Genomic DNA, 25001 nt, shown 5'->3' on the forward strand with positions numbered 1-25001 from the left:
ACAAAGGTCGGCATTTTAAAACTCAAAATCGATTATGCGGTTTTCTTCGGCTCTTCTTTCTTAGGCTCTTCAAGCGCTTCACCCGCAATGGTTCCACCATCGACACGGGTAATCACGACGGTTGCAGAGCGTGGACGGCTTGGACTAATGCCTTTACTTAGGTTAAATGCACTTGGATGATTGGATGGCCACACGCCACCTGGATGCTGAACGTTAACAAAGATCGCTTTGTAATCTGGCGTCATGGTCACCCCAGTAATTTCACAACCCGCAGGACCCGTTAAGAAGCGACGCAGTTTACTGTCATCAAGCACAGCACCTGTCGGTGTCAATTGAGTTGATGCACCTGCTTTAGCGCTATTCACTTTACCATCACCAATCGCGCCTGGGAGTGCTGCGAGCATCATGCAATTGGTTTCGTCGGTATAAGCACCATCATCGGTTTGAATCCAAAGCACACCGCGTGGATCGAACCACATGCCATCTGGGCTTGAAAAGTCATTGGCGTTGCTTAAACCTGACAAGTTCACATTCGGGAGTGAATCTGCTTCTGCGCCAAACAAGAAGATATCCCAAACAAAGCTGAGCGCTGCAACGGTATCACCTGTTTCACGGAAGCGAATGATGTGTCCGTTAATGTTGCCTTTTTCAATTCCACCTTTGTCATTGTCTGCATAATGACGTGGGTTGGCTGCATCAATGGTGTGATTCGTTCCGCGCTGTGAGTTGTTGGTTAAGGTGACGTAAACTTCACCATTTTTAGGATTCACAGCCACCCATTCTGGACGGTCCATCTTGGTTGCGCCGACAGCATCACCAGCCAAACGGGCATTGACTAAAACATCGGCTTGGTCTGCAAACTTATACTTTGCGTAGCCTGAAATCAGTGGGTTATTGATATTCAGCTCGATCCATTCACCTGAGCTTTTTTGCGTTGCATCATTAAAATTGAACTTGGCGACATACAGTTTGCCGGCGTTCATATACTTATCGCCAGCCTTGTAGCCTGCGTTAATGTCTTTAGCATCCCATTTCGCATCTGAAATAAATTTATAAATGTATTCGCCTTGCGAGTCGTCACCCATATAAAACGCCAAAGGCTGACCTGCTATGGCACGACTGACTCGGCAATCTTCATGCGCAAAACGTCCTAAAGCAGTACGTTTCACAGGATATTCACGATTATCAAACGGATCAATTTCCACGATCCAACCAAAGGTATTGCTTGAGTTACGAAAATCTGTTGCAGCACTTGCACCTGAGACTTTGGTTAACCAGCGATCATAAATATCCTGAATTTGAATCCCTTGAATATCAGGTGTACGCGAGACTTCAGTGGCTTGTACGGTATGCCAGTTATATGAACTAGCAGATGGAATTTTGTAGCGTGCCAAAGATTCAAGGCTGTTGCTATCGCGGTTTGCATCATCACGAGAGAAATACTGGTTAAAGTTTTCCTCAGTGGTCAGATAAGTGCCCCATGGCGTGTAGCCATTACCGCAGTTGTTGATCGTGCCTAGAGTAAAGTCACCATTGGGGCTAATTTTGGTTTGTACCAACACATTGCCTTTGACAGGTCCAGCAAAATTAATACGCGATGCAGCGGTAATACGGCGGTTGAAAACAGAGCTTTTATTCAGGCTCAAGAGCTGGGTCATATTGTTTTTATGGATTTCAATAATTGACACGCCGTGACAGTTAATTTCACGAAGTGCTTCATCTTCAGAGCGTACAGGTGCTTTGATGGTGTTGATCGCAGGATGTAGCACTGTTTTGTCATCTACATATTCATGGTTCATCACCAATAAACCTGTTGCAGACTGCTTTGCATCAAAACGGCTATTACTCATCCCAAAAAAGCTCATGCCATCATGACATTCACCTGAACGACGTAGAAACGATGCGCCAGATGGAATTTGGTTTTCATTCCATTCGCTTAGACCTTCTGAAATGGGGTCGCCCAGTGCGTATAGAATGCGTGCTTCATAGCCTTCAGGCACGGTAAATTGGTCACGTTTATTTTTATCAACGGTTTTGAACTTGAGTGAGCTTGGCGTTTTATTTTCATCTGGCTTCACAGGTGGAGCTGTGTTATTAAAATCATCGTCATCGCCACAACCTGTCAACGTGCTGGCCAACGTGATCGCAACTGCACCACCTGCTGTTTTGGTAATCAGATCACGTCGTGTAATGGTTTTTTGAAGTAAATCCGTAAATTCTGGATTGCCTGAAGTATTGCTATCGTAGTTATCATCGAATGGCGTAAAGTCAGTCATTTTTATTGTCCACAGGTTTTAGGTAGTGTGTAAAGTTGTTACTAACTTAAGTGATGTTTATGACGATGCCTTGACCGTATGGTGACACTTTGATGAAATCATCAACCATAAAAAAACAGACCGAAGTCTGTTTTAAAATCATCATGATCGATTAAGCACGTCTTTTTTCGATCAACTTTCCAAGCCCAAGGCCCAGTTCAAATAACAGCCACATGGGAATCGCGAGCATGATCATGGACAGGGCATCAGGTGGGGTGACAAACATAGAGACAAAGAAACACCCGACAACAATAAAGCGTCTTTTTTCCACCAATTGTTGGGTCGAGACCACACCGATTAAAATTAAGAGCAAGGTGATAATAGGAATTTCAAAGGTCAGCCCGAACACCAAAAATAACTTCAAACAGAAACTTAAATAGCTGTTGATATCGGTCATTGGGGCAACCGTATCAGGTGCAACACTGATAAAAAAGTGCAAAACCGACGGTAGAGCGACAAAATAAGCAAAGGCGATGCCTGCATAGAACAGCGTGATGCTGCCAATCAGAAGAGGCAGTGCCAAAGATTTTTCTTTTTCATATAGGGCAGGTTTAACGAAAGCCCAAATCTGATACAAAATGAATGGCATCGCCAGCATCAATGCCACAAAGAAATTCAGTTTAAAAGGTGCCATAAATGTTGCGGTGACATCAGTTGCAATCATGGATGAATTTATGGGTAACTGCGCCCTTAAAGGTTCAGACATCCACTGATAACTGGTATTGGCAAAGGGCAATAAACAAAAAAATAGCACCACAATTAGCCCTACACTTTTGAACAAATGCTGTCTTAAAACCACCAAATGTTTGGTAATGGGCATTTCTTCAAGTGCAGCAGTGACTTCGGTTGGCTCGACTGTGCTGGGCAAGCTAGATGGGTTCATACTGCCTCCTGCAACATGATTGTGGATGGTACTTGATGAATAGACATGTTTGCATTTTTAGGCTGTAAAGCGCTGAACAGGCTCGCTTGCTTCAAAGCATATTTTTTATTTTTCGTTTGCTCTACATAGATATACAGGGGCGAAGAATTTTTATTGTCTGAAATGGCTATTTTTTCGTTCTCGTTATGGGCCATAAGGTTTTGTTGTTGTAGTAATTGCATTTGAGCATGCATTTTATGTTCCAGATCTTGAATACGCTTCATCTCGTTTTGCATTTGTTCTTTGAGCTCTGACATACGTAGTTCGCGATCAATATCATTTTGCACATTGCTCACGAGGCGCTTTAATTTTCCATACCATTTTCCAGAAAATCGAGCAGCTTCAGGAAGTTTATCTGGTCCGAGAACCAATAGTGCAATGATGCCAAACACTAAAAGTTCCGTCATGCCTATATTGAGCATTGCAGATTCGCCTTTTAGTGTTTTGCGGTGGTGTTTAAGTCATGCTTATTTTGATGTTCAATTGTGCGCGGTTCACTCATCGATCCACTGATTGACGCGTTGAGCTCATCTTCATCTTTAATCGATTTTTTAAAATCTTTCACCGCACCACCCACATCTTTACCCAAATTTTTCAGTTTTGATGTACCAAAAAGAAGAAGCACCACAATTGCAAAAATCAGTACGTGCCAAATAGACAGACCAGCCATGAGTGTCACCTTATCAAATTTATAATGTCTGATTTGAACAGGTAAATATGACACTGCGTTGACGTTAATGTTGCAGTTTGGCGACAATGTAAAAAAGAGGTGAGAAATATAAGAATAAATCTGTGTATTGGACAGAGGAAAAGGACGCTGAAATATTCATTTAATAGATACTCAGATCCGTTCGATGAATGCTTATATGCTGTGATAGCATACGAGCAGCCTTATTCGTGACAGCAGATGCAATGGCACTGATTCTTCCCTTTATTTCATTTTTAATTGGTTATTTTGCGGTGCAGCACTTAACACGTTTTCGCACCTTTTTTGCCATGATTTTGGCCAGAATTCTCATTCCACTGATTATTATCTACAACATGGTGTTTTATCAGCAGGGCAGTGTTTGGCTGATGTTATTCAGCTTTTTTGCCTCCCTTTTGATGTATGTGTTTTTTTACTTTCGTTATCAAGATCAGTTAAAAGCGCTGTGTTTGAGTTATTTAAATATGGCTTGGCTTGGGTTTCCATTTGCTCTAGCGCTGTTTGGTGCCGAAGCCAGTAGCCCTATGGTGGCGCTGTATATTGGGGGTTCAATCTTTGGCAATATTTGTGCCATTATGGCAGTGAGTACCGAGCCACAGCCTGTGATTAAAATAGCTCAAAAAGTGAGCCTATCACCGCCGATTATTGCGCTCGGCATTGCGGCAATACTGTCCTTGTGGGATTTTTCAGCATATCAAGATCATCGTTTCGTGGCGTTAATTTATCAACTGAATAAATGGTTGATGACCTTCACGGGCATGTGCATATTGGGGATGTGGCTCAGTCAGATTAAAATTCGAAAACAAGATCTGATTGAAAGTTTGGGTTTCGCTCTACAAAAACTCGTGCTTGGCGTGGGGTTTTGTCTAGCGGCTTATCGTGTATTGCCTATAGCGCATGATGGTGTGATTTTTTCGGTGATGTTGATGTTTTTCTTCTTACCCCCTGCGGCGAATATTGTTGCTTTAGAAACGCATTATCAGGGAACAGGTCACTCCGCAAAATATATCGCCTCTGGCACGTTGGTCAGTGTTGTCCTGCTGGCTATATACGGGCTGGTGTTACATACTTGGACTTAATGGTGAATGCAGAAGTTATAAGTTTTATTTATACCTACACATGTGGATGCGAGCACCAGACTTAAAAAAGAGAGGGCTCAAATGGAGACCTCTCCTATAGCCCGATATCTTTTATCTTTTCATAGAGTATGAATTCTGATGAATAATTACTGCTCTAAGCTCGCTTTAAAGAGCTGCATCGCTTGACCACGATGACTGATTTTGTTCTTATCTTGTTTGATCATTTCGGCACTTGAAATGCCAAGTTCAGGTAACCAAAATAACGGATCATAACCAAATCCATGTTCACCGCGGGCGTGTTCGAGCACTTCACCTTTCCAAATGCCTTGGAAAATTTGCGGTAACGGATCTTCAGCATGTTGAACCAAAGCCAAAACGCAGACAAAACACGCTTCAATCACTTCACTTTGTTTACGCAGTGGCTTTAAGTCGCGCAATAATTTGTCATTGTTGGCAGCATCATCACCATGCTCACCCGCATAACGTGCAGAGTAAATGCCTGGCGCCCCCCCTAAGACGGGGATACAAATTCCTGAGTCATCTGCAATGGCAGGTTTTCCTGAAATTTTAGCGGCATGGCGCGCTTTAATAATCGCATTTTCAACAAAACTTAAACCGTCTTCAATTGCATCTTCAATGTTGAGTTTGCCTTGTGCAATCACTTCAACGGGAAGATTTAATTGCTCAAACAGCTTTTCAAACTCTGCAATTTTGCCTTTATTGTTACTTGCCAGAACCAATGTGCCTTGAGATAACCAATCTGTAGATGCCATAAAACTTTATCATTAAAACCAAAGATTGGGCTTAGTGTAGCAAAGTTGTTTGGGATTTGAGGCAATAAAAAAGCACCCGAAGGTGCATTTTTAAAAGGACAGTCTAGCGACATTTGCAATTACTGTGCTTGAATCCATTTGTCAGCACGATCACGTGCAGTACGAATTTGTTCAGGACTTAAGTTAGCAGCCAATGCGGTCTTTTTGGTTTCAGACATATTGATAACTTTATTGTCCAGCATGCCATCACGGGTCGAAAGTTCATACCACTGGTATGCACCCATGTAATTTTTCTTTTGCTCTTCCATCACAGCCAAGTTAAAGCTGGCACGGTTATCGCCATGGCTGGCTGCTTTTTCAAAGTAAGCACGGGCAAGTGCTTCATTTTTAGAGACACCCATGCCGTCTGCGTACATACGACCGACATTCAACTGTGCAGCTGAAATACCTTGATCAGCTGCCGCTTTGAACCATGTAAATGCTTGTTTTAAATCTTTGTTGATTTCTTTACCTTGCTGATAATGATTGGCAAGATAAAATTGTGCAGCAGGTTGACCCGCTTTGGCAGCTCTTTGCAAATCAGCCACTGGCATACGTGAGTACTGTGCCGCCTGAGCCGAAATTGATTGTTGCTGCTTTGGCACATAGTCCGCATGGACTTGAAGGCTTACTAACCCCAAAAATAAGGTACTGCCTAATAATTTTTTTTTCATAGAGCGCTCACTCGATAAATAGCGACTTCACCAAACAAATTCGGAAGGTGCTTACTGAGTAAGCTACCTTGTTGATTTCCATTCACGGCAAGTCGGTCAATAATTTTGATCTGATTTTCAGCACACAGTGCTTCAAAATCGCGAAAAGTGCATAGGTGGATATTGGGCGTGTTATACCACATATACGGCAATGCTTCTGAAACAGGCATCTTTCCTTTAATGGCCAAGAAAGAACGCGTCTTCCAATGCGCAAAGTTAGGAAAAGTAATAATCGCTTGCTTCCCAACACGAACCATATCGCGCAAAAGCACGTCTGGTGCGTCTACAGCTTGCAAAGCTTGTGCCATAACCACATAGTCAAACGACTGGTCAGCAAAGCGTCCCAAACCGAGGTTCAAGTCTTGTTGAATGATATTTAACCCGCGACTGACGGCAATTGCAATCTTTTCCTGATCAATTTCGAGTCCATATGCTCGAATTTGATGTTTTTTCCCCATTTGTGACAGCAATTCACCATCACCACAGCCCAAATCAAGCACACTTGAACCCGGTGTAATCCATTTGTCTGCTAACTGTTGATCAATACGCATTAAACTGCCTCCTGAGCCGTAGTTTTCAAATGTTCAGGACCACCTAAAAATGCTCTTAAGGTTTTTACATAAAGCGGAATCGGGAATAAGAACGAGTCATGTCCTTGTTCTGCATCAACATCAATATAACTTACGGGCTTTTGACAGGTAATTAAGGCATCAACAATTTCTTGGGAACGCTGCGGGGTAAAGCGCCAATCTGTGGTAAATGACACCACTAAGAAACGACATTGGGTATTTGCCATCGCTTTAGTCAGAGAAAGCTCATACTCACGCGCGGGATCGAAATAGTCTAAAGCCTTGGTCATAATCAAATAGGTATTGGCGTCAAAGTTACGGCTGAACTGCTCACCTTGATAACGCAAATAACTTTCCACCTGAAATTCGACGTCAAAGCCATACATAAATTTACCGGACTTTAAGTCACGACCAAATTTTTGTTTCATGGCTTCTTCGGACAGGTAAGTGATATGACCGACCATACGTGCCAAAATTAAACCACGCTTTGGATAACTGTCATTTTCCAAATAACGCCCATGATGAAAATCTGGATCAGATAAGATGGACTGACGTGCCACTTCGTTAAACGCAATATTTTGTGCAGACAATTTCGGCGCACTGGCAATGATCACACAATTTTTTAAACGATCAGGATAATCCACCGACCACTGTAGTGCTTGCATACCACCGAGAGATCCACCAATCACCGCATACCAAGTATCAATCCCTAAACGATCTGACAGCATCGCTTGGGTTTTTACCCAGTCACGTACTGTTACAAGTGGGAAATCTGGACCATACGGTCGATTTTCATTTTCCGGGTTTGGCGAGGTGGGACCCGTCGATCCGCTACAGCCACCAATATTATTCAGTGCCACCACAAAAAACTTAAGTGTGTCGATGGCTTTACCCGGGCCAATGCAGGCATCCCACCAACCGACTTTTTTATCATCCTCATGATGATAACCCGCGGCATGATGATGTCCAGATAAGGCATGACAGATCAAAATGGCATTGGATTTGTCCGAATTAAGCGTACCGTAAGTTTCGACCATAATATCAAAACAGGGAAGAATTCGACCACATTCTAACGCGAGTGGTTCTTCAAATTGGAACTTTTGTGGCTTTACTAAGCCCACGGAGTCAGCTGGAAAAGACACAGGATTGATTCGCCTTAAATCTTTAGTTTGAATAAATAAAAGGATACCACTTGAGGGTATCCTTCTAAAGTCATTTTAATGTTATTGCATATCGCAATTGCTTATACCGCTGCGCCTACAGCTTGCGCAGGGCTAAGTACACCTTGTGCGATCAAGCGGTTGGTGCTGGCAATAATCGCTTCAATGGATGAAGTGACAATATTGTCATGTACGCCTGCACCAAATGCAGACTTACCAGTGCCTTTGACTTGAAGTTCAACCAAAGCCAAAGCTTTGGCATTTGCACCTGAACTGATGCTACGCTCTTCATAATTTAAGACATCAATAGGCAATTGAAGTGCATTTAATACCGCAGAAATAGGACCATTACCTGCCCCGCGTAATTGCTGTGATTCACCATCGACTTCAACATTTAAAGTAATGACTTGGTTGCCATTTTCGTCTGACAAGCGATAGTTTTGAACGTTGTAAAAACCTTGTTTGGTATTTACATATTGTTCATTAAACAACGCCCAAATGTCTTGTGCAGTGACTTCTTTGGCTTGTTCATCCGTGACTTGTTGTACAGATTGAGAAAACTCAATTTGTAAACGACGCGGTAACACGACATTGTAATTTGACTCTAACAAATATGAAATTCCGCCTTTACCTGACTGTGAATTCACGCGAATCACGGCATCATAATCACGACCTAAATCTTTAGGGTCGATGGGTAAGTAGGGCATATCCCACATGTCTTGGTTCTTTTGGAACTCAAAACCTTTCTTGATTGCATCTTGATGCGAACCTGAGAATGCGGTGAAGACCAAATCACCCGCATACGGATGACGTGGATGAACAGGTAAACCTGTACACTCTTCAATGGTGGCAATAATTTCATTGATATTTGAGAAATCAAGTTCAGGCGCAACACCTTGGGTATACATATTCAATGCAATCGCTGCAACGTCCACGTTACCTGTACGCTCGCCATTGCCAAACACACAACCTTCAACACGATCCGCACCCGCCATAATGGCAAGTTCAGAAGCCGCAATTCCACAGCCACGATCATTATGACAATGAACCGAAATGATCACGCCATCACGACGCTCAATATTGCGGTGCATCCATTCGATTTGATCGGCATACACATGTGGGCCTGAAACTTCCACGGTTGCAGGTAAATTCAAGATCACTTTATTGGTGGGTGACGCTTCCCAAATTTCAGTCACTGCATCACAGACTTCTTTTGCAACTTCAAGTTCAGTTGCTGTAAAGCATTCTGGGCTGTACTGGAAAATGAATTCTGTTGCAGGGTATTGAGCAGCATATTCTTTGACTTTTTCAGCGGCATTCACTGCAAGTTTCTTCGCACCGGCAACATCAACATTCAAAACTTTTTCACGGAAGGTCGGTGAGTTTGAATTGTAAATATGCACGATGGCACGTTTAGCGCCTTGCAATGATTCAAAGGTACGTTTAATCAAATGATCACGCGCTTGTACCAAAACTTCGATATAAACATCATCTGGAATATGATTCTCTTCAATCAATTTACGCGTGAAATCAAAGTCGATTTGTGATGCAGAAGGAAAGCCAATTTCAATATGTTTAAAGCCAATTTTGACCAACATTTGGAACATTTTAAACTTTTGTTCAATGTCCATTGGTTCGAAAATTGCTTGGTTACCATCTCGCAGGTCGGTACTCATCCAAATTGGCGCTTTATTGATTTCATTATTTGGCCATTGGCGGTCGGGCAAGTCTACACGTTGATACATGCGACGATATTTTTTACTTGGATCTGCCAACATCATGAGATAACTCCTTGCGTCGTATGCGTTGCTCGAATCTTGGGTAAAGGCAGCGCGCTACAAAGATAGATTGTGTCTATTTTAGCCATTTACAAGCATTGTTTAGGTCGGTATTGATTTAATATAAATCTTTAAATTTATATGATTTAGCTTTACCAAAGGTATTCTTGTAAATTTATAGCTTAAAGTTTAATCCAGCTGAGCCGAAAAGTTTTTCCTATTTCTATAGATTTTAGTCGTATCTTAATAAAGTATTTCTTATATATGTAGCTTAGTGAAAAATATTTTCAGTATTTAGCTTTTGGTTTTATTTATTTTTCGAAATTAAGCTAATAGCATCGAATTTATTGCTTTTAATGATTGCGCTCGAATTAGAGTTCAGCCCATTTTCGCATCAGATTGTGGTACATGCTGGTCAGTTTAATCACTTCTGCATGCTGATCTCCCAGTTCAAGACGTAACTTTTGTATGCTTTGATCCAAATTAAAGAGCATGAAACGGTCTGCATCATCACGGATCATGCTTTGCACCCAAAAAAATGAGGCAATACGACAACCTGATGTAATGGCAGTAACTTCGTGCACACTGGTCGAGGGATAGAGAATCATATCGCCCGCAGGTAGTTTGACTTCATGGTAGCCATAAGTGTCTTCAACCACGAGTTCACCGCCTTCATATTCTTCAGGTTCACTTAAAAAGACCGTACAAGATAAATCGGTACGTAGGCGGTCATTACTACCACGAATACGACGGATGGAATTATCAACATGAAAACCAAAAGCTTCATTTTGTTCATAGCGATTGAACAAGGGCGGAATAATATCGAGTGGAATTGCTGCGGATAAAAATAGGGGATGCTGACCCAGCGATTCTAAAATAAGTGTACTCAGGTGATGAGTGAGGGGATGGTCTTCAGCCAATTGTTGGTTTTGTTTGACTGCAGCAGAAAGTGTTCCAGCAGTGACTTTTCCATTGACCCATTCGACTTTAGCCATTTCGTCGCGAAAGTATTGAACTTGTTCTTTGCTGAGTACGTTGGGAATATGATGAATCACGTTGGCACCTACACTGAATATTTATTGTGAATATAAAAATAGCCTCATTATGAGGCTATTCAATCTCCTTTTTAAAGCGCGTATTTAAAGCTTAGAATTTAAAATTCGCTGATAACACGGCGCTACGACCTTCTGCTTCAGTGGCATAGTGTGAAGAGTAAGCCTTATTAAAGTATCGAACGTCTGATAAGTTGTTGACGTTGAGCTGTAGATCCACATTTTTGTTGACATTATAACGCGCCATCGCATCGTAACGAACATAACCAGGTACGAATTTAGTATTGGCTGCATTGCCATAGACTTTGTCCATTGCAATTGCGCCTACGCCTAAGTTCAGTTGTGGTAGTACTTGATATGTTGTCCATAATGTTGCGGAGTTTTTAGCAACGTTTTGAACTTGATTACCTTCATTTGTTTCTTTTGGACCATCATCAACCAATTCACTGTCCAAATACGTATATCCAGCTGAAACTGCCCATTTTTTCGTAATGTTACCATTTACACCCAGTTCAAGGCCGTCAACTCGAGTTTCACCGATATTGCGTGTAAAACCATCTGTGGTGACCGCACGTGTATTTTCTTTTTCAGTACGGAAGATTGCAGCAGTTAAATTTAACTTTTCATTGAACAAATCCCATTTTGTCCCAATCTCATAGGTTTTGACTTCTTCTGGTTTGAGATTATTGATAGCACGTGCTTGGTCTTCAGTCGTGTTACGACCTGGAGCGCCTATCGCTTCTGAACCGTCACCACCATCGACTCCAACAGGATTGGCTGAAGTTGCATAACTGACATAAATTGAACCATTTTCGACAGGTTTGAACGTTAAACCAGCTTGGTAGTTAAAGAAGTCTGAGTCACTATCAAGCTTAAGTAGATCGCCTTCTTGAACTTTATTACTGGTGACATTACTGTTTAAAGCCCCGTAAGTCATGACCTGTTCGGTTTCAAATTTATCCCAACGAACGCCAAGGTCGAGTATCCATTGTGGATTGAATTCGATACTGTCAAGGAAATAAATCGAAGTTGATTGAGATTCAATATTGTATTGATCTGCCCCTTGAGTGCTGAGCGAGCCTTCAAAAGGGTACTGGTTTGGATTATTTACACTGATACAACCTGGGCCAGTAGAATTAACATCGCCTGAGCATGGGTAAGCAGTACCTGTAGCATCTTTACCATTGATAATATATTGGGTACGGTCTGTTTCTTGGTCTGAGTACTCAGCTCCTAAGTTGAAACTATGCTTAAGATTTCCAGTGTTAAATTTTCCTGTCAATGCGAGTTGATCTGTTAAAGATGTCGTATCTGAAACTCGAGAATTGGCACGTGCCCATACATTACCTGTTAAGGCACCTGAAGCAGTATCGTAGATATTTCCTTTTGAATCATCTGGATTGGTCCAAAGATAATCATTCTTAGAATTGTTATATACAGCTGTATTGCTCAAGGTAAGATTGTCTGTCAGATCATGTTCTAACTTTATCGTACCAATTTGATTTTCCTGTTTTTGAAAATCACGATCTTTCCAGCCATAATAAATGCCTTGTTTAATATCGATAGGCTTACCATTGCCGTTTAAGTTTGCATTGGCATTTGTTGCAGCAAAGGGATTGTTATACGGAATACCAGAATCAGGAATATCGTCTGATTTTAAATAATAATAACTTAAGGTTGCACGTGTTGCTGTATCAAGACCAAAGCTGATACTGGGCGCAATACCTGCACGTTTGTATTCAGCACCATCATGTTGACCCGCTTTTTCATTTTGATGACCCAGTACGGCAACACGAGCCGCAATTCCATTTCCAAAATCTTTGTTACCATCTAAAGTGATACGCGCATACGCATCTGTACCACCGCCCACAGATCCTTCTAAAAAGTCACCTTGTTTTGCAACTTTAGAAATCATGTTAATGCTACCGCCAGTGCTACCTGCCCCGCCTAGAGCTGATGCTGAACCTTTGGTCACTTCCACTTGTTCAATGGCAAACATTTCGCGGTTTTGTGATGTTGAATTGCGAACGCCGTCGACATACATCGAACTTTCAGAGTTATAACCTCGAATAAAAGGACGATCCCCATTCGGATTACCGCCTTCACCAGCGCCTAAGGTAATACCAGGCACTGTGCGTAAAGCATCACTTAAAGTTGTTACTTGAGTGTCTTGAATCAGTTGTTTCGAAATGACCGATACTGACTTTGGCGTATCAAGAAGAGGAGCAACAAATTTGCTGTTTGCAGATTTATCTACTTTTAAGCTTTGTTCTGCGTCTGCTTTAGTTTGAATTGTATCAAGTTGGGTCACCTGATTTTGAGCCATTGCGTTCCCAGCAATCAGTGAGAGTGAAGACACAATCGCAGATGATACGATTTTCTTACGGGTTTTGATGAAGGTCATTTCTAACTCAAAATAGGCATTGTGAATTTGTATGCGAATAGTAATGATTCTTGTTATAAATCGCACCAATGATGCATTGGATTTATCGTTCAACAATTAGATAATTAATTATAATACAAATGTAATAACATAATACTGTTAATTTAAGTTTATGATTATAATAGATATTCTAAAAAACTTACAATTGTTGAAATTTGATTGGGATTTTGAATGCATGAAGTTTTGGTCATTACAATGTCTCATTTGACATCGTCAACTAGGCGCTGAACTTTACATGTTTAATATGAAATTTACTTGATCATACTAAATCATCATTTTTAACAATGAAATAAAATTAATAATTGAAGATATTTAAAAATAGAGTTAAAAAAATAATCAATACTATAGACTTCTTTCATAAGTCATTTTTTATTCAGCTCCATGTTGTAAATTCCAGCAATTAAATTGAATCTTAAGCCCAGTCTTTTTCCACGGTTACGATATCGCTCAGCAAGAATTTTGAAAGTTTTCAAACTACCAAATATATGCTCAATGCCAATTCTCCTTTTATTGATTTCTTGATTATACATTTTTAGCTCAGGATCCAGTTTGCAGCGCTTTTTTGCTTTTAATGGCAATAGGCTATTCGCATATACTGCATAAATCCCTTGATAGCCTTTATCTGCAAGAATGAAGGCACCTATAGGAATCTGATTCAAGTTACGTTTGAAGAGTTCAAAATCATGTACAGCACCACGACTCGTGCATAAACTTAGAATTTTCTGAGTCTTATAATGAATGATGGCTTGAACTTTGAAAGTATGTGCCTTCTTCTTCCCACTATAGCTTTTCTTCTGTTTTTTTAGGCCTTTGTATTGTAATTTCTGTGGCATCTACGATCACCACATTCCAATCAATGCCTTCGCCTTCTGGCAAATCCTTTGGTAAATTAAATAAATTCGACTTGATGAGGCAGTCCTCTACGTGGCGGACGATTCTTGAAGCTGTAGGCTCTGAAACACCATAACTTGTTGCGACATGGAACAATGTTCGGTATTCACGCCAATAACTTAAGCATAGAAGGATTTGATCTTCTATGCTCAATTTAGGTGGTCTGCCTTTGGCAGGAACATGCATATTAAGTTGCTCAACCATTAAATAAAAGGTTGACCATGAGATGCCTGTATATCGCTTGAACTGTGTTTCAGAAAGCTTTTTTGAATCGATGTATTTCATTCAAAGATTATGCATGATTATTGAAGAGGCTTTGGTACAAATAATCGGCAAAAGATTGATTATTTTTTGATTTATGAAAGAGATCTTATATTTTGCTCAATATGCTGTTTGTATATTTTAAACTATAGCATTGAGTATGAGAATTTGAATTAAATAATAAAAATTTGGGTAAGTAAGAGGTATAAAAATATCAAAAATAGAAAGTTATCAATAGACAGAAATTATTCGAGATGCGTGTTGATGTGAAAAAGTAGTCAAGATTATGGCAAAAAACTGTTTTTACGCTATATAAAACACTTTAAGGGGGGATCTGAGAAAAAAATCATGGTGAATTGAATCTATTTTGTATATCTTCGTTTGTTGTCATATAATGTGGCTCTTTAAAAATTGCAATTACTATTTCTATATCGAGGAAGCCATGCAAGTAACTTCTGAAGCGGTTTCGGGCGTTGCCCGTCGTTTAAATGTATCTGTACCGACGAGCCGTGTTAATGAGCAATTTGAAGCTCGTTTAAAACGCACTGCTAAAACTGCGAAGATTAACGGCTTCCGTCCAGGTAAAGTGCCTTTAGACGTTGTACGTCGTGAATACGGCGCGGGTATCTATCAAGAAGTTGTAAACGATATCATCCGTGACACAGTTTTCGAAGCGATCCAACAAGAGAAAATCAACGCTGTTGGTATGCCAAACATCGAAAAAACTGAAATGAAAGATGACGCTTTAGTCTATGAAGCGACTGTTGAAGTGTATCCAGAAGTTGACGTTAAAATTGACGGTTTAGAAGTTGAACGTAAAACAGCAGAAGTGAATGATGCTGACGTAGATCAAATGATCGAAAACCTTCAAAAGCAACGTCAAGATTGGGCTGAAACCAAAGGCATGGCTAAAAAAGACATGCAAGTGACTTTCGATTTCGAAGGGACTGTTGATGGTGAGAAGTTTGAAGGCGGCGCGTCTGAAGACTTTAAACTTGTTCTAGGTTCAGGTCGTATGATCCCGGGCTTTGAAGACGGTATCGTAGGTATGAAGAAAGGCGAAGAGAAAGTGATTGATGTTACTTTCCCTGAAGACTATCAAGCTGAAAACTTAGCGGGTAAAGCTGCACAGTTCAAAATCACGGTTAAATTGGTTGAAAAGCCTAAACTTCCAGAAATTGATGCTGAATTCCTTAAAATCTTTGGTTTAACTGAAGAAGAAGGCGTTGAGAAATTAAAAGCTGACGTTCGTAAAAACATGGAACGTGAAGTGAAAAACGGTCTTCGTAACCAAGTGAAAGGTGCAACTTTTGATGCGCTTGTTGCGGCGAACGAAGTCGAAGTTCCAGCGTCTATGTTGGCTCAAGAAGTTGACCGTCAACGTCAACAAATGATCCAGCAGTTCACTCAGCAGTTTGGTGCTCAAGGTGCTAAAGCATTTGACAGCAGCATGCTTCCTGATGAATTGTTCAAAGAACAAGCTGAAAAATCAGTTAAATTGGGTATCTTGGTCAGCAAAATTTTAGCTGATGCTAAACTTGAGTTAGATCCAGCGCGTGTTGAAGCGTATATCGCTGACATGGCGTCTTCTTACGAAGATCCAACTGAAGTGATCGAATACTTCAAAAATGACAAACAACAACGCGCTCAAATTGAAGGTGTTGTGTTAGAAGACCAAGTTGTAGATTACATCTTAGCGTCTGCTAAAGTAACAGATGCAACCGTAAGCTATGAAGAATTGTTGAAAGAGCAACAAGCTCGTCAACAACAAGGCTAATCGCCAAAAGTTGTAAAAAAGGGGCGCATCATGCGCCTCTTTTTTTATGCTGTAGAATCTTTGTTAAATGTCCTCTATTCACAATGCTTATTCTGAAAATATCTGATATTTAATGGGGAATATTTTGCATTTTCGACAATTATCCCTCATATTGTGAATATGTGTTGAGTAACAAAAAATCAGGAATAAATAACGTATGTATGTTCCAACAATTGATAACGCATTAGTTCCAATGGTGGTTGAGCAATCTTCTCGTGGTGAGCGTTCTTTTGATATTTATTCACGTCTTTTACGTGAACGTGTGATTTTTTTAACTGGCGAAGTTGAAGACAACATGGCCAACTTAATTGTTGCGCAAATGCTGTTTTTAGAAGCAGAAAATCCAGAAAAAGATATTCATTTATATATTAACTCGCCAGGCGGTTCTGTGACTGCTGGTATGGCCATTTACGATACCATGCAATTCATCAAGCCTGATGTAGTGACCTATTGTATGGGTCAAGCTGCATCAATGGGTGCATTCTTATTGAATGCTGGTGCTAAAGGTAAGCGCTACTGTCTTGAAAATGCGCGTGTCATGATTCACCAACCGCTTGGTGGATTCCGTGGTCAAGCATCTGATATTGAAATTCACGCACGTGAAATTCTATTCATTAAAGAACGTTTAAACCGTTTAATGGCTGAACATAGCGGTCAAGACTATGAAACTGTGGCGCGTGACACAGATCGTGATAACTTTATGACAGCGCAAGCTGCAAAAGAATACGGTTTAGTCGACGAAGTTTTGTCTAAACGTCCACAAATTTAAGCTGTAAAGCATAGATAAAATATTTGGAGTGAAAATGTCTGAAAATCCTCAAGGACAAAAGCATTGTTCATTTTGCGGTAAAACGCAGTCTGAAGTGGGTAAGCTCATTGCAGGCGAGGACGCATATATTTGTAATGAATGCGTAGATGTGTGCTTAGACTTAGTTCAGACCAGTCAACAAGTTGAAACAGGTGAGTGGGCAACGCGTCCATTGCCTAAGCCACACGAAATCCGTGCGGCACTGGATCAATACGTGATTGGTCAAGATACGGCAAAGAAAACCCTTTCAGTTGCTGTATATAACCATTACAAACGCTTAAAAGTGACGCAAACTGCCAGCAAAGTAGATGACCAAGTTGAACTTGCGAAAAGTAATATTTTGCTGATTGGACCTACGGGTTCAGGTAAAACCTTGCTTGCGCAAACTTTGGCGCGTCTTTTAGATGTCCCTTTTGCGATGGCAGATGCAACCACCTTAACCGAAGCGGGTTATGTGGGTGAAGATGTTGAAAACATTGTGCAGAAGCTTCTTCAAAAAGCGGATTATGATGTCGAAAAAGCGCAAAAAGGCATTATTTATATCGATGAGATCGACAAGATTACTCGTAAATCTGAAAATCCATCCATTACGCGTGATGTGTCTGGCGAAGGCGTTCAACAAGCACTTTTGAAAATGATTGAAGGCACGGTTGCATCTATTCCCCCGCAAGGTGGTCGTAAGCATCCGCAGCAAGAATTTATTCAAATTGATACTTCGAACATCTTGTTCATCTGTGGTGGTGCATTCTCAGGTCTTGAGCGTGTAGTACAGCAGCGTCAAGAAAAAGGCGGTATTGGCTTTACAGCAGATGTGAAGACGAAAGATGATGGTAAAAAATTATCTGAATTGTTCCGTCAAGTTGAAGCGGCAGACTTGGTGAAATTTGGTTTAATTCCAGAGTTCATCGGTCGTTTACCCGTGATCGCGACGCTTGAAGAGTTGGATGAAGAAGCGTTAATGCAGATTCTGACTGAACCTAAAAATGCCTTGACCCGTCAGTATCAATACCTTTTCGAGATGGAAGATGTCGATTTGGTTTTTGAAGAGTCCGCTCTACGTGCAATTGCGAAAAAAGCGCAAGAGCATAATACTGGCGCGCGTGGTCTACGTTCAATTTTAGAAAATGTCTTGCTTGAAACCATGTATGACTTACCAAGTCGTACAGATGTGGGTACTGTGGTAATCAATGAAGCGGTCATCAAAGATAAAGCAGCGCCTGAGTATCAAGCAGAGCGTCAGCAAAAAATGGAACAAGTGATTGAAGAAAAAATGGATTTAAAAATTTTAGACAGTAAATCTGCTTAAGATTTTATAGTGAATTTTTGATTCGCTGTATTTCATCCGAAAAGGCGGGAAAAGTGTGACTTTTCCCGCCTTTTTTATTTTTTATATTGCATCGAAATGTTAAGCTCGAAATAGGAAATTATTTATACTCAAACAAAATAAAAAATACGTGATGAGGGAAAATCATGCGCTATTTGGCTTTTATTCTTTTAAGCAGCAGTGGATTGGTGGCTTGTGGTCATTCACCGAGTCAAGACAAAGTCGCTCAAAACCAAATTATTTCTACTTTAGATCCTGTTGATTTTGCGGAAAAACCGAGTTTTATCTCTTCAAAATTAGATCAGTATAAAGTGACAGGCTTTTCGGTGGGTTCATGGGTAAATCAACAGCCGGGACAGTTCTTTAAACTGGTCAAGCCGCAACATCCCAATGCCGCAGTCCTATATATGTATCGCCCTGACAGCAAGTGGAATCGCCAAGAAATTATTGCACAGAGTTTTTTCTTAAATGGGAAGCGCATTCCGAGCCTAATCAGCAATCACTATTATTGGATTGAATTGGCAGAGGGGGATTATCAACTGAGCCTCAGCCGTCCCTTAACGGTGCTGCATTTTCAAAAACCACTGTCTGCTCACTTTAGTGTGAAGGCGGGTCAACAGTATTTTCTTAAATATGAAGAAGAGCAGTTCCGTGGTGGGCCAAATGGTGATGCTGATTTATTGCGTGTCGGTCCTCTTATGCAAATGCCAACGCGTCAGGCACTCAAAGAAATTGGCATGACCCAGCTTAAATCACCGGGTTTAAACTATGTGGCACAGGTTACACCTACAGGCAATATTTTAAAAAGCAGCGAAAAAATTGACAGTGGGAAGTACAAAGCCAGCGACGATGTTCGTATGAAACAACCTTTTAAATTATGGAATCCAATGACCTGGTAATCTACAGGCATCAAAGCATCATTGGATTATATAGAACAGATATTTAATCTTTGGATTTGATCAAAGGTTTCATGATGGCAGAAAATTGAGCCATAAATTCTGCTTTTTTCTTTGGATCGGCCAGAAGCTTCTGTGTAATTTCTATCGATTGCGTCATTAAATCACCCATCAATAAGGTACTTTTTTGAGTAATCGATTGTCCTATGGGGGTGCTTAAAAAAGTGATATAGGCCTGTGCTTCTTCTTCAGTATAGGTTTTTTTGTAGGCATTTCTGATCATGTCGTAAAATTGCTGATCTTCAGTGACATTCGATGTGAGCGAAGCAATCAGTTCTGATATTTTAAGGGCTGCCTTTTGTTCTTCTTCATTCAAACTGTCTACAGCCAAGGTATCTTTTAAAATGGTTTCTGCCTGCTGGTCATACATGGGTTTAAGTTCTTGATTTGATTTTTCAAGGATGCCTTTGATGTTTGAAAGTTGCATCAGTTTATCGACACTCGCATTTTGAATAGGCGCTGCATAAGTTGTTGAGATAGCAAATACAAATAGACTTATCGCTGAAAGTAAAGTTGAACCGATAAAATGGCGAAGTAAATGAGTCATTGTCTGTTCTCTATTGGAATTTTAGCTTTGATACGAATATAAAAGTACTTAAAGCTGAGTTTTATCAGCTGTTTTAATCTTATAACGAATGATTCAAATATACGAAGGATTCTCATAAAAAAGCACATCAGAAGGTGCTTTTTTATTTATAACATTTTAAATATTAGTGAGCAGCAGCATCTACGACTGGGATTTTACCAATCTTCGCCTGCCAAATTTTAGGTGCAATCGCATGAATTGATGTGCCATTTACGTCTACAGCCACTGATACTGGCATATCTTCAACCACAAACTTGTAGATTGCTTCCATCCCTAAGTCAGCAAAAGCAACCACTTCAGCTTGACGTACCGCTTTAGAAACAAGGTAAGCTGCACCACCCACTGCCATAAGGTAAGTCGCTTTATGATCTTTGATGGCTTCAATTGCAGTCGGACCACGGTCTGCTTTACCAATCATGCCATACAAGCCAGTATGCTCTAAAACTTGACGTGTGAACTTGTCCATACGTGTTGCAGTGGTCGGGCCAGCAGGACCAACGACTTCATTACCCACTGGATCGACAGGACCAACGTAATAAATAAACTTACCTTTTAGGTCAACAGGAAGTTCTTCACCATTGTTAATCATGTCCACCATACGTTTATGCGCAGCGTCACGACCTGTGTAAATTGTACCGTTAAGAAGCAAGGTGTCGCCTGGTTGCCAAGCATTCATTTCTTCTTGCGTGATGTTATCCAGATCAACACGTTTAGAGGTTGATGAATCCCAAGTCACAGCAGGATAGTCAGACAGTTTAGGTGCAACGATATTGGCAATCCCTGATCCATCCAGCGTGAAGTGTGCATGGCGTGTTGCAGCACAGTTCGGAATCATACCCACTGGTTTGCCAGCAGCATGACATGGGTAATCTTTGATTTTAATGTCGAGAACTGTGGTTAAACCACCAAGACCTTGTGCGCCAATACCCAACGCATTTACTTTCTCGAAGATTTCGATACGAAGTTCTTCAAGTTTGCTTTGTGGGCCGCGACGTAGAAGTTCGTCCATGTTGATTTCTTCCATGAGAGCTTCTTTGGCAAGCATCATGGCTTTTTCAGCAGTACCCCCAATCCCGATACCGAGCATACCCGGTGGACACCAGCCTGCACCCATGGTTGGAACAGTTTTCAGTACCCAGTCCACGATTGAATCAGATGGGTTAAGCATTGCTAGTTTGGATTTATTTTCTGAGCCGCCACCTTTTGCAGCAACTGTGATGTCTACTTTATTACCCGGAACAAGTTTGTGATAGATCACAGCAGGGGTGTTGTCTTTGGTGTTCTTACGACCGAACGCAGGGTCCGCTAAAACAGATGCACGTAGAATGTTTGAATTTTCTAAGTAGCCTTGGCGTACACCTTCGTTAATTGCATCGTCTAAGCCCATCGTTAAATCAAATTTAACGTCCATACCCACTTCAACGAATACGTTGACAATACCAGTGTCTTGACAGATTGGGCGGTGACCCTCTGCACACATACGTGAATTAATCAAAATTTGCGCAATGGCATCTTTCGCAGCTTTGTTTTCTTCACGATCGTAGGCACGGCTCATCGCTTGGATGAAATCCTGTGGGTGATAGTAAGAAATAAACTGTAGCGCATCTTTTACCGATGTGATCAAGTCGTCTTGCTTGATAATAGTTGTCATATCAAATATCTCTTGAGCGGGCTGTTGGCTAGCGGGCTAAATTATAAGACAAATTGATTCAATTGTGGCTTTTTTGCATAGCTTTTGGGCAAAAGTTTAATATGCATGTTGGCGTATCAGAATGGATGTTAAGTGGCATAAGTGACGAAAAACGTGTCATATCAGTTTTTCATAATACTCATCTCGAAATGAGGGATACTAAAATGTTTTACAAATATTTTGATGGAGGGGCATTCTTGAGTATATATCTGCTGCAAAGTGGATCTACGCTCAAAAAGGAGATCTAGCCTAATTTTAATCTTATTTGTTGTTCTGACACAAATATAATTATTTTTGTTTCAAAATACAATCTAACCATTTTCGTTGTTCTGATACTGTTCTTGGTCTAGCGTGATAATACCTATTATTATTTAAAATTCCTAACGGGTTACTAACTTTGAGCGTATTACAAGCTAATTGCGTTAGTTCATCTAGAGCAGGATTAACACCCCATGCAAAAATTACAAGAACATTCTTTTCATATAAAGATGCTAAGTCATTCATTCTAGATTCATGAAATATAGAATGTTGATTATCTTTGCGGGAGTTTTTAATTTTTGAATAAAATTTTGAAGATTTTGATTCCCTCAAGTCGGACAAATTAATAATGCGTGCAAAATCTATTCCTTTTCTATCCATAATCCTCATTATTTGAAGCTGAGTAGGGTCATATAAAGTGGGAGTTAAGATGTTATTTGCTGTCTCATCTATTGGTACAGATGAACCTGGATTCATCATTACGATCATCAATTGAGGTGAGGTTAGTGTTGTAGCTTTTCTTGTAATATTTAAGTATTTACGACAATCATCGCCGAAATTGTCAGTATAAAAAAATCCATTCACGTCAAAGTCCATAAAATTATTTCCGTATAAGATCAGTTAATAATCATTTAAAATAATTGCTGTTATAAAAAATAAAACCACCCGATCTTTCGACAGGGTGGCGATAAACTTAAAAGATTAAATTAATTTTCCTGTTGCTCAGACTGAATTGCTGTTAAAGCAATGGTAAACACAATATCATCAACCAATGCACCACGAGATAAATCGTTCACAGGTTTATTTAAACCTTGTAGCATGGGACCGACACTCACGACATTGGCAGAACGCTGTACCGCTTTATAGGTGGTATTACCTGTATTTAAGTCAGGGAAAATAAACACATTGGCGCGACCGGCAACTTGTGAATCTGGGGCTTTAGATTTACCCACACTTTCAACCGATGCTGCGTCATATTGTAGTGGACCATCAATGAGTAAATCTGGACGGCGCTCTTTTGCAATACGCGTCGCTTCAGCCACTTTTTCAACTTCTGCACCTGCACCCGAAGTGCCTGTAGAGTATGAAATCATGGCGATACGTGGGTCTATACCAAAAGCTTTTGCAGAGTCTGCAGATTGAATGGCAATCTCAGCCAACTGTTCAGCATTTGGGTCGGGATTAATCGCACAGTCGCCATACACATAGACTTCGTCAGGCAATAGCATGAAGAATACAGACGATACCAATGAATAATCAGGCGCTGTTTTAATGAGTTGAAAGGCAGGGCGAACGGTATTTGCAGTGGTATGAACTGCCCCAGACACCAAGCCATCGACTTGATCAAGTGCTAACATCATTGTGCCGAGTACTACGGTGTCTTGAAGTTGTTCACGCGCCTGTAAGTCATTGAGCTTACCTTTACGTAGCTCAACCATTTTTTCGACATAATTTTCACGAATTAAATCAGGATCAATAATTTCTAAACTGTCAGGTAAGACGATATTACGCGCTTTGGCAATTTCAATGACTGCTTCAGGTTTCGCAAGCAAAATGCAATGTGCAATCCCGCGAGATTGACAAATCGCTGCGGCTTCAATGGTACGAGGCTCATCACCTTCCGGAAGTACGATGCGTTTTTTCGCCGCAATCGACTTTTGAACCAATTCATGACGAAATGCTGATGGCGATAAACGTGGCTGGTATGAGCCATTTAATAACTGGGTGATCCATTCTGTATTGATATGGCTTGACACAAAGCGCGTCACTTGTTCTGCACGTTCAGTATCATCCACCGGAATTTCATTGCTTAAATTCGACAACTGCTGCGCCGTTTCAAAGGTGCTTAATGGTGTTTGAAGGATGGGCAATCCTTGTTTAATCGCAGTTTGGCAGAAATCGAGCACCAATGGATTTGGCGCATAATGTTCAGTCAACACCAAGCCTGCAAGTGGAATTCCATTGCTGCTGGCAAGGCTGGCCGCGAGCAAAACATCAATTCGGTCAGATGCACTGATAATCAGTTCACCCGCAACAAATTTATGTAATTCATGTTCAATGTTGGATGCCAATAAACTGCTGTGTAATACACGGCGCTGTGATGCTTCACCTAAATTAATCCACTCGGCTTGAATATGTTGAGCAATATCAGACATGCGAGGCACGCTTAAGGTATTGCTAAATGGAACAAGCGCAATCACAGGCAGTTGAGCAGAACCAATCCAAGGATGGGTTTTTTGAATCTCAGCGACAAAACGTTCAGTTTCAGCACTTAGACGTAACCCTGGATCCATGGTCACTGGAATGTGTGCAGATTCTTCAGACAAGCCCTTGGTGCGCATAAATAAAACGCCAGCAGTACGTGTGTTGTGTGCACCGCCAAAGTTTCGCAATTGACTGTCAATTTTCTCAGCAGAAACCACCACTTTATGAATATCTGCACTGCTGACAATAATCACTTTCGCATCGAGTGCTTGAGCAAGCTGGGCATTGAGCTCAGATGCAAAAGCATCACGGCTGTTCGGTACTAAACCTTCAACAATAATCACATCATGCTTTTTGGCAATCTGACGATGCAACCGTACAGCTTCTTCGAGTAATTCATCGCTTTCACCCGCATTGAGCTGCTGGTTTAACGTGTTATATGGAATTGGCTCTACTGTTTCATTTTGAGAGATATGACGAAACAGGGCAGTGGTACGATCTGCGCCATGACTGTTGGCTTCTTGAGAAAAAGGTTTTAAAAACCCTGCTTTTACCCCTTGGCATTCCAAAGCATAAATCAGTCCTAAACATGCTGACGTCAGTCCAACGCCTTCCCCAGTGGGTACAAGTACAATTGTTTTCATAAAAAATCTAATT

22 protein-coding genes are annotated in these 25001 nt (G+C 40.8%); 5 read left to right on the forward strand and 17 right to left on the reverse strand.

Going from position 1 to position 25001, the window contains the following annotated elements; all coding sequences use genetic code 11:
* Positions 1 to 32: 32 nt before the first annotated feature.
* The 4 genes from AMD27_RS02295 to AMD27_RS02310 form a co-directional block, all read right to left on the reverse strand.
* Positions 33 to 2276: a PhoX family protein gene (locus tag AMD27_RS02295; protein WP_067655793.1), complete on the reverse strand. Its 2244-nt coding sequence runs from the start codon at positions 2274 to 2276 to the stop codon at positions 33 to 35.
* 151 nt (positions 2277 to 2427) lie between these two features.
* Positions 2428 to 3198 (reverse strand): twin-arginine translocase subunit TatC, encoded by a 771-nt coding sequence (gene tatC, locus AMD27_RS02300; protein WP_067655796.1) that lies wholly within the window; start codon positions 3196 to 3198, stop codon positions 2428 to 2430.
* The gene (gene tatB, locus AMD27_RS02305; RefSeq protein WP_081405907.1) at positions 3195 to 3659 is read right to left on the reverse strand and encodes a Sec-independent protein translocase protein TatB; all 465 of its coding nucleotides are present in this window, start codon (positions 3657 to 3659) and stop codon (positions 3195 to 3197) included. The genes tatC and tatB overlap by 4 nt, the downstream gene beginning before the upstream one ends.
* A 14-nt stretch (positions 3660 to 3673) precedes the next feature.
* Entirely contained in the window at positions 3674 to 3907 is a 234-nt protein-coding gene (locus tag AMD27_RS02310) for a Sec-independent protein translocase subunit TatA (RefSeq protein ID WP_067655799.1), read from the reverse strand.
* A gap of 242 nt (positions 3908 to 4149) precedes the next feature.
* Between AMD27_RS02310 and AMD27_RS02315 the strand changes: the two genes are divergently transcribed.
* Positions 4150 to 5022, forward strand: a complete 873-nt coding sequence (locus AMD27_RS02315) for an AEC family transporter (RefSeq protein WP_067662704.1) — start codon at positions 4150 to 4152, stop codon at positions 5020 to 5022.
* 146 nt (positions 5023 to 5168) lie between these two features.
* On the opposite strand, the gene rdgB is transcribed toward AMD27_RS02315, so the two are convergent.
* The 9 genes from rdgB to AMD27_RS02360 form a co-directional block, all read right to left on the reverse strand.
* Positions 5169 to 5795 carry an RdgB/HAM1 family non-canonical purine NTP pyrophosphatase gene (gene rdgB / locus AMD27_RS02320; protein ID WP_067655802.1) on the reverse strand — a complete coding sequence of 209 codons (627 nt, stop codon included), beginning with the start codon at positions 5793 to 5795 and terminating at the stop codon, positions 5169 to 5171.
* A gap of 119 nt (positions 5796 to 5914) precedes the next feature.
* A complete protein-coding gene (locus AMD27_RS02325; RefSeq protein ID WP_067655805.1) occupies positions 5915 to 6508 on the reverse strand; it encodes a tetratricopeptide repeat protein in 594 nt (197 codons plus the stop codon).
* A complete protein-coding gene (gene metW / locus AMD27_RS02330) occupies positions 6505 to 7098 on the reverse strand; it encodes a methionine biosynthesis protein MetW (protein ID WP_067655808.1) in 594 nt (197 codons plus the stop codon). Before metW ends, AMD27_RS02325 begins: the two co-directional genes overlap by 4 nt.
* On the reverse strand, positions 7098 to 8258 hold the full coding sequence (metX, locus tag AMD27_RS02335; RefSeq protein WP_067655811.1) for a homoserine O-succinyltransferase MetX: 1161 nt from the start codon (positions 8256 to 8258) through the stop codon (positions 7098 to 7100). Before metX ends, metW begins: the two co-directional genes overlap by 1 nt.
* Before the next feature lie 101 nt (positions 8259 to 8359).
* Positions 8360 to 10057: a 2-isopropylmalate synthase gene (gene leuA / locus AMD27_RS02340; protein ID WP_067655814.1), complete on the reverse strand. Its 1698-nt coding sequence runs from the start codon at positions 10055 to 10057 to the stop codon at positions 8360 to 8362.
* 368 nt (positions 10058 to 10425) lie between these two features.
* A complete protein-coding gene (locus tag AMD27_RS02345; protein ID WP_067655817.1) occupies positions 10426 to 11109 on the reverse strand; it encodes a Fe2+-dependent dioxygenase in 684 nt (227 codons plus the stop codon).
* A 91-nt stretch (positions 11110 to 11200) separates the two neighbouring features.
* Positions 11201 to 13510 (reverse strand): TonB-dependent receptor, encoded by a 2310-nt coding sequence (locus AMD27_RS02350; protein WP_067655820.1) that lies wholly within the window; start codon positions 13508 to 13510, stop codon positions 11201 to 11203.
* A 401-nt stretch (positions 13511 to 13911) separates the two neighbouring features.
* Positions 13912 to 14382: a transposase family protein gene (locus AMD27_RS02355; protein WP_067655823.1), complete on the reverse strand. Its 471-nt coding sequence runs from the start codon at positions 14380 to 14382 to the stop codon at positions 13912 to 13914.
* Entirely contained in the window at positions 14330 to 14725 is a 396-nt protein-coding gene (locus tag AMD27_RS02360; RefSeq protein ID WP_067655826.1) for a transposase family protein, read from the reverse strand. The genes AMD27_RS02355 and AMD27_RS02360 overlap by 53 nt, the downstream gene beginning before the upstream one ends.
* A gap of 418 nt (positions 14726 to 15143) precedes the next feature.
* Here AMD27_RS02360 and tig point away from each other — a divergent pair, with 418 nt between their 5' ends.
* The 4 genes from tig to AMD27_RS02380 all read left to right on the forward strand — a co-directional run bounded on the left by tig (position 15144) and on the right by AMD27_RS02380 (position 19548).
* The gene (tig, locus tag AMD27_RS02365; RefSeq protein ID WP_067662707.1) at positions 15144 to 16478 is read left to right on the forward strand and encodes a trigger factor; all 1335 of its coding nucleotides are present in this window, start codon (positions 15144 to 15146) and stop codon (positions 16476 to 16478) included.
* A gap of 196 nt (positions 16479 to 16674) precedes the next feature.
* On the forward strand, positions 16675 to 17286 hold the full coding sequence (clpP, locus tag AMD27_RS02370) for an ATP-dependent Clp endopeptidase proteolytic subunit ClpP (RefSeq protein WP_067655829.1): 612 nt from the start codon (positions 16675 to 16677) through the stop codon (positions 17284 to 17286).
* 34 nt (positions 17287 to 17320) lie between these two features.
* Entirely contained in the window at positions 17321 to 18631 is a 1311-nt protein-coding gene (gene clpX, locus AMD27_RS02375; RefSeq protein ID WP_067655832.1) for an ATP-dependent protease ATP-binding subunit ClpX, read from the forward strand.
* 164 nt (positions 18632 to 18795) lie between these two features.
* Complete coding sequence (locus tag AMD27_RS02380; protein ID WP_067655835.1) at positions 18796 to 19548, forward strand: DUF2846 domain-containing protein; 753 nt, start codon at positions 18796 to 18798, stop codon at positions 19546 to 19548.
* A 43-nt stretch (positions 19549 to 19591) separates the two neighbouring features.
* Here the strand turns inward: AMD27_RS02380 and AMD27_RS02385 are convergent, their stop codons facing one another.
* The 4 genes from AMD27_RS02385 to pta all read right to left on the reverse strand — a co-directional run bounded on the left by AMD27_RS02385 (position 19592) and on the right by pta (position 24988).
* Positions 19592 to 20152, reverse strand: coding sequence for a DUF2059 domain-containing protein (locus AMD27_RS02385; RefSeq protein WP_081405908.1), 561 nt, complete (start codon positions 20150 to 20152; stop codon positions 19592 to 19594).
* Between the two features lie 163 nt (positions 20153 to 20315).
* Entirely contained in the window at positions 20316 to 21842 is a 1527-nt protein-coding gene (locus tag AMD27_RS02390) for a fumarate hydratase (RefSeq protein WP_067655838.1), read from the reverse strand.
* Positions 21843 to 22169: 327 nt separating this feature from the next.
* Positions 22170 to 22736, reverse strand: coding sequence for a DUF1643 domain-containing protein (locus tag AMD27_RS02400; protein WP_067655844.1), 567 nt, complete (start codon positions 22734 to 22736; stop codon positions 22170 to 22172).
* A gap of 110 nt (positions 22737 to 22846) precedes the next feature.
* Entirely contained in the window at positions 22847 to 24988 is a 2142-nt protein-coding gene (gene pta, locus AMD27_RS02405) for a phosphate acetyltransferase (protein WP_067655847.1), read from the reverse strand.
* Between the last annotated feature and the right edge of the window lie 13 nt (positions 24989 to 25001).

This window comes from Acinetobacter sp. TGL-Y2 (genome assembly GCF_001612555.1).
In the GTDB taxonomy this organism is placed as follows: domain Bacteria; phylum Pseudomonadota; class Gammaproteobacteria; order Pseudomonadales; family Moraxellaceae; genus Acinetobacter.

Coding starts and splice junctions, on each gene's coding strand:
- AMD27_RS02385 (WP_081405908.1), bottom strand. CDS start 20,152: ATGACTCATTTACTTCGCCATTTTATCGGTTCAACTTTACTTTCAGCG.
- AMD27_RS02325 (WP_067655805.1), bottom strand. CDS start 6,508: ATGAAAAAAAAATTATTAGGCAGTACCTTATTTTTGGGGTTAGTAAGC.
- tig (WP_067662707.1), top strand. CDS start 15,144: ATGCAAGTAACTTCTGAAGCGGTTTCGGGCGTTGCCCGTCGTTTAAAT.
- leuA (WP_067655814.1), bottom strand. CDS start 10,057: ATGATGTTGGCAGATCCAAGTAAAAAATATCGTCGCATGTATCAACGT.
- pta (WP_067655847.1), bottom strand. CDS start 24,988: ATGAAAACAATTGTACTTGTACCCACTGGGGAAGGCGTTGGACTGACG.
- clpP (WP_067655829.1), top strand. CDS start 16,675: ATGTATGTTCCAACAATTGATAACGCATTAGTTCCAATGGTGGTTGAG.
- rdgB (WP_067655802.1), bottom strand. CDS start 5,795: ATGGCATCTACAGATTGGTTATCTCAAGGCACATTGGTTCTGGCAAGT.
- AMD27_RS02360 (WP_067655826.1), bottom strand. CDS start 14,725: ATGAAATACATCGATTCAAAAAAGCTTTCTGAAACACAGTTCAAGCGA.
- AMD27_RS02295 (WP_067655793.1), bottom strand. CDS start 2,276: ATGACTGACTTTACGCCATTCGATGATAACTACGATAGCAATACTTCA.
- metW (WP_067655808.1), bottom strand. CDS start 7,098: ATGCGTATTGATCAACAGTTAGCAGACAAATGGATTACACCGGGTTCA.
- AMD27_RS02350 (WP_067655820.1), bottom strand. CDS start 13,510: ATGACCTTCATCAAAACCCGTAAGAAAATCGTATCATCTGCGATTGTG.
- tatB (WP_081405907.1), bottom strand. CDS start 3,659: ATGCTCAATATAGGCATGACGGAACTTTTAGTGTTTGGCATCATTGCA.
- AMD27_RS02315 (WP_067662704.1), top strand. CDS start 4,150: ATGGCACTGATTCTTCCCTTTATTTCATTTTTAATTGGTTATTTTGCG.
- AMD27_RS02355 (WP_067655823.1), bottom strand. CDS start 14,382: ATGCCACAGAAATTACAATACAAAGGCCTAAAAAAACAGAAGAAAAGC.
- clpX (WP_067655832.1), top strand. CDS start 17,321: ATGTCTGAAAATCCTCAAGGACAAAAGCATTGTTCATTTTGCGGTAAA.
- AMD27_RS02400 (WP_067655844.1), bottom strand. CDS start 22,736: ATGGACTTTGACGTGAATGGATTTTTTTATACTGACAATTTCGGCGAT.
- AMD27_RS02390 (WP_067655838.1), bottom strand. CDS start 21,842: ATGACAACTATTATCAAGCAAGACGACTTGATCACATCGGTAAAAGAT.
- AMD27_RS02380 (WP_067655835.1), top strand. CDS start 18,796: ATGCGCTATTTGGCTTTTATTCTTTTAAGCAGCAGTGGATTGGTGGCT.
- AMD27_RS02310 (WP_067655799.1), bottom strand. CDS start 3,907: ATGGCTGGTCTGTCTATTTGGCACGTACTGATTTTTGCAATTGTGGTG.
- tatC (WP_067655796.1), bottom strand. CDS start 3,198: ATGAACCCATCTAGCTTGCCCAGCACAGTCGAGCCAACCGAAGTCACT.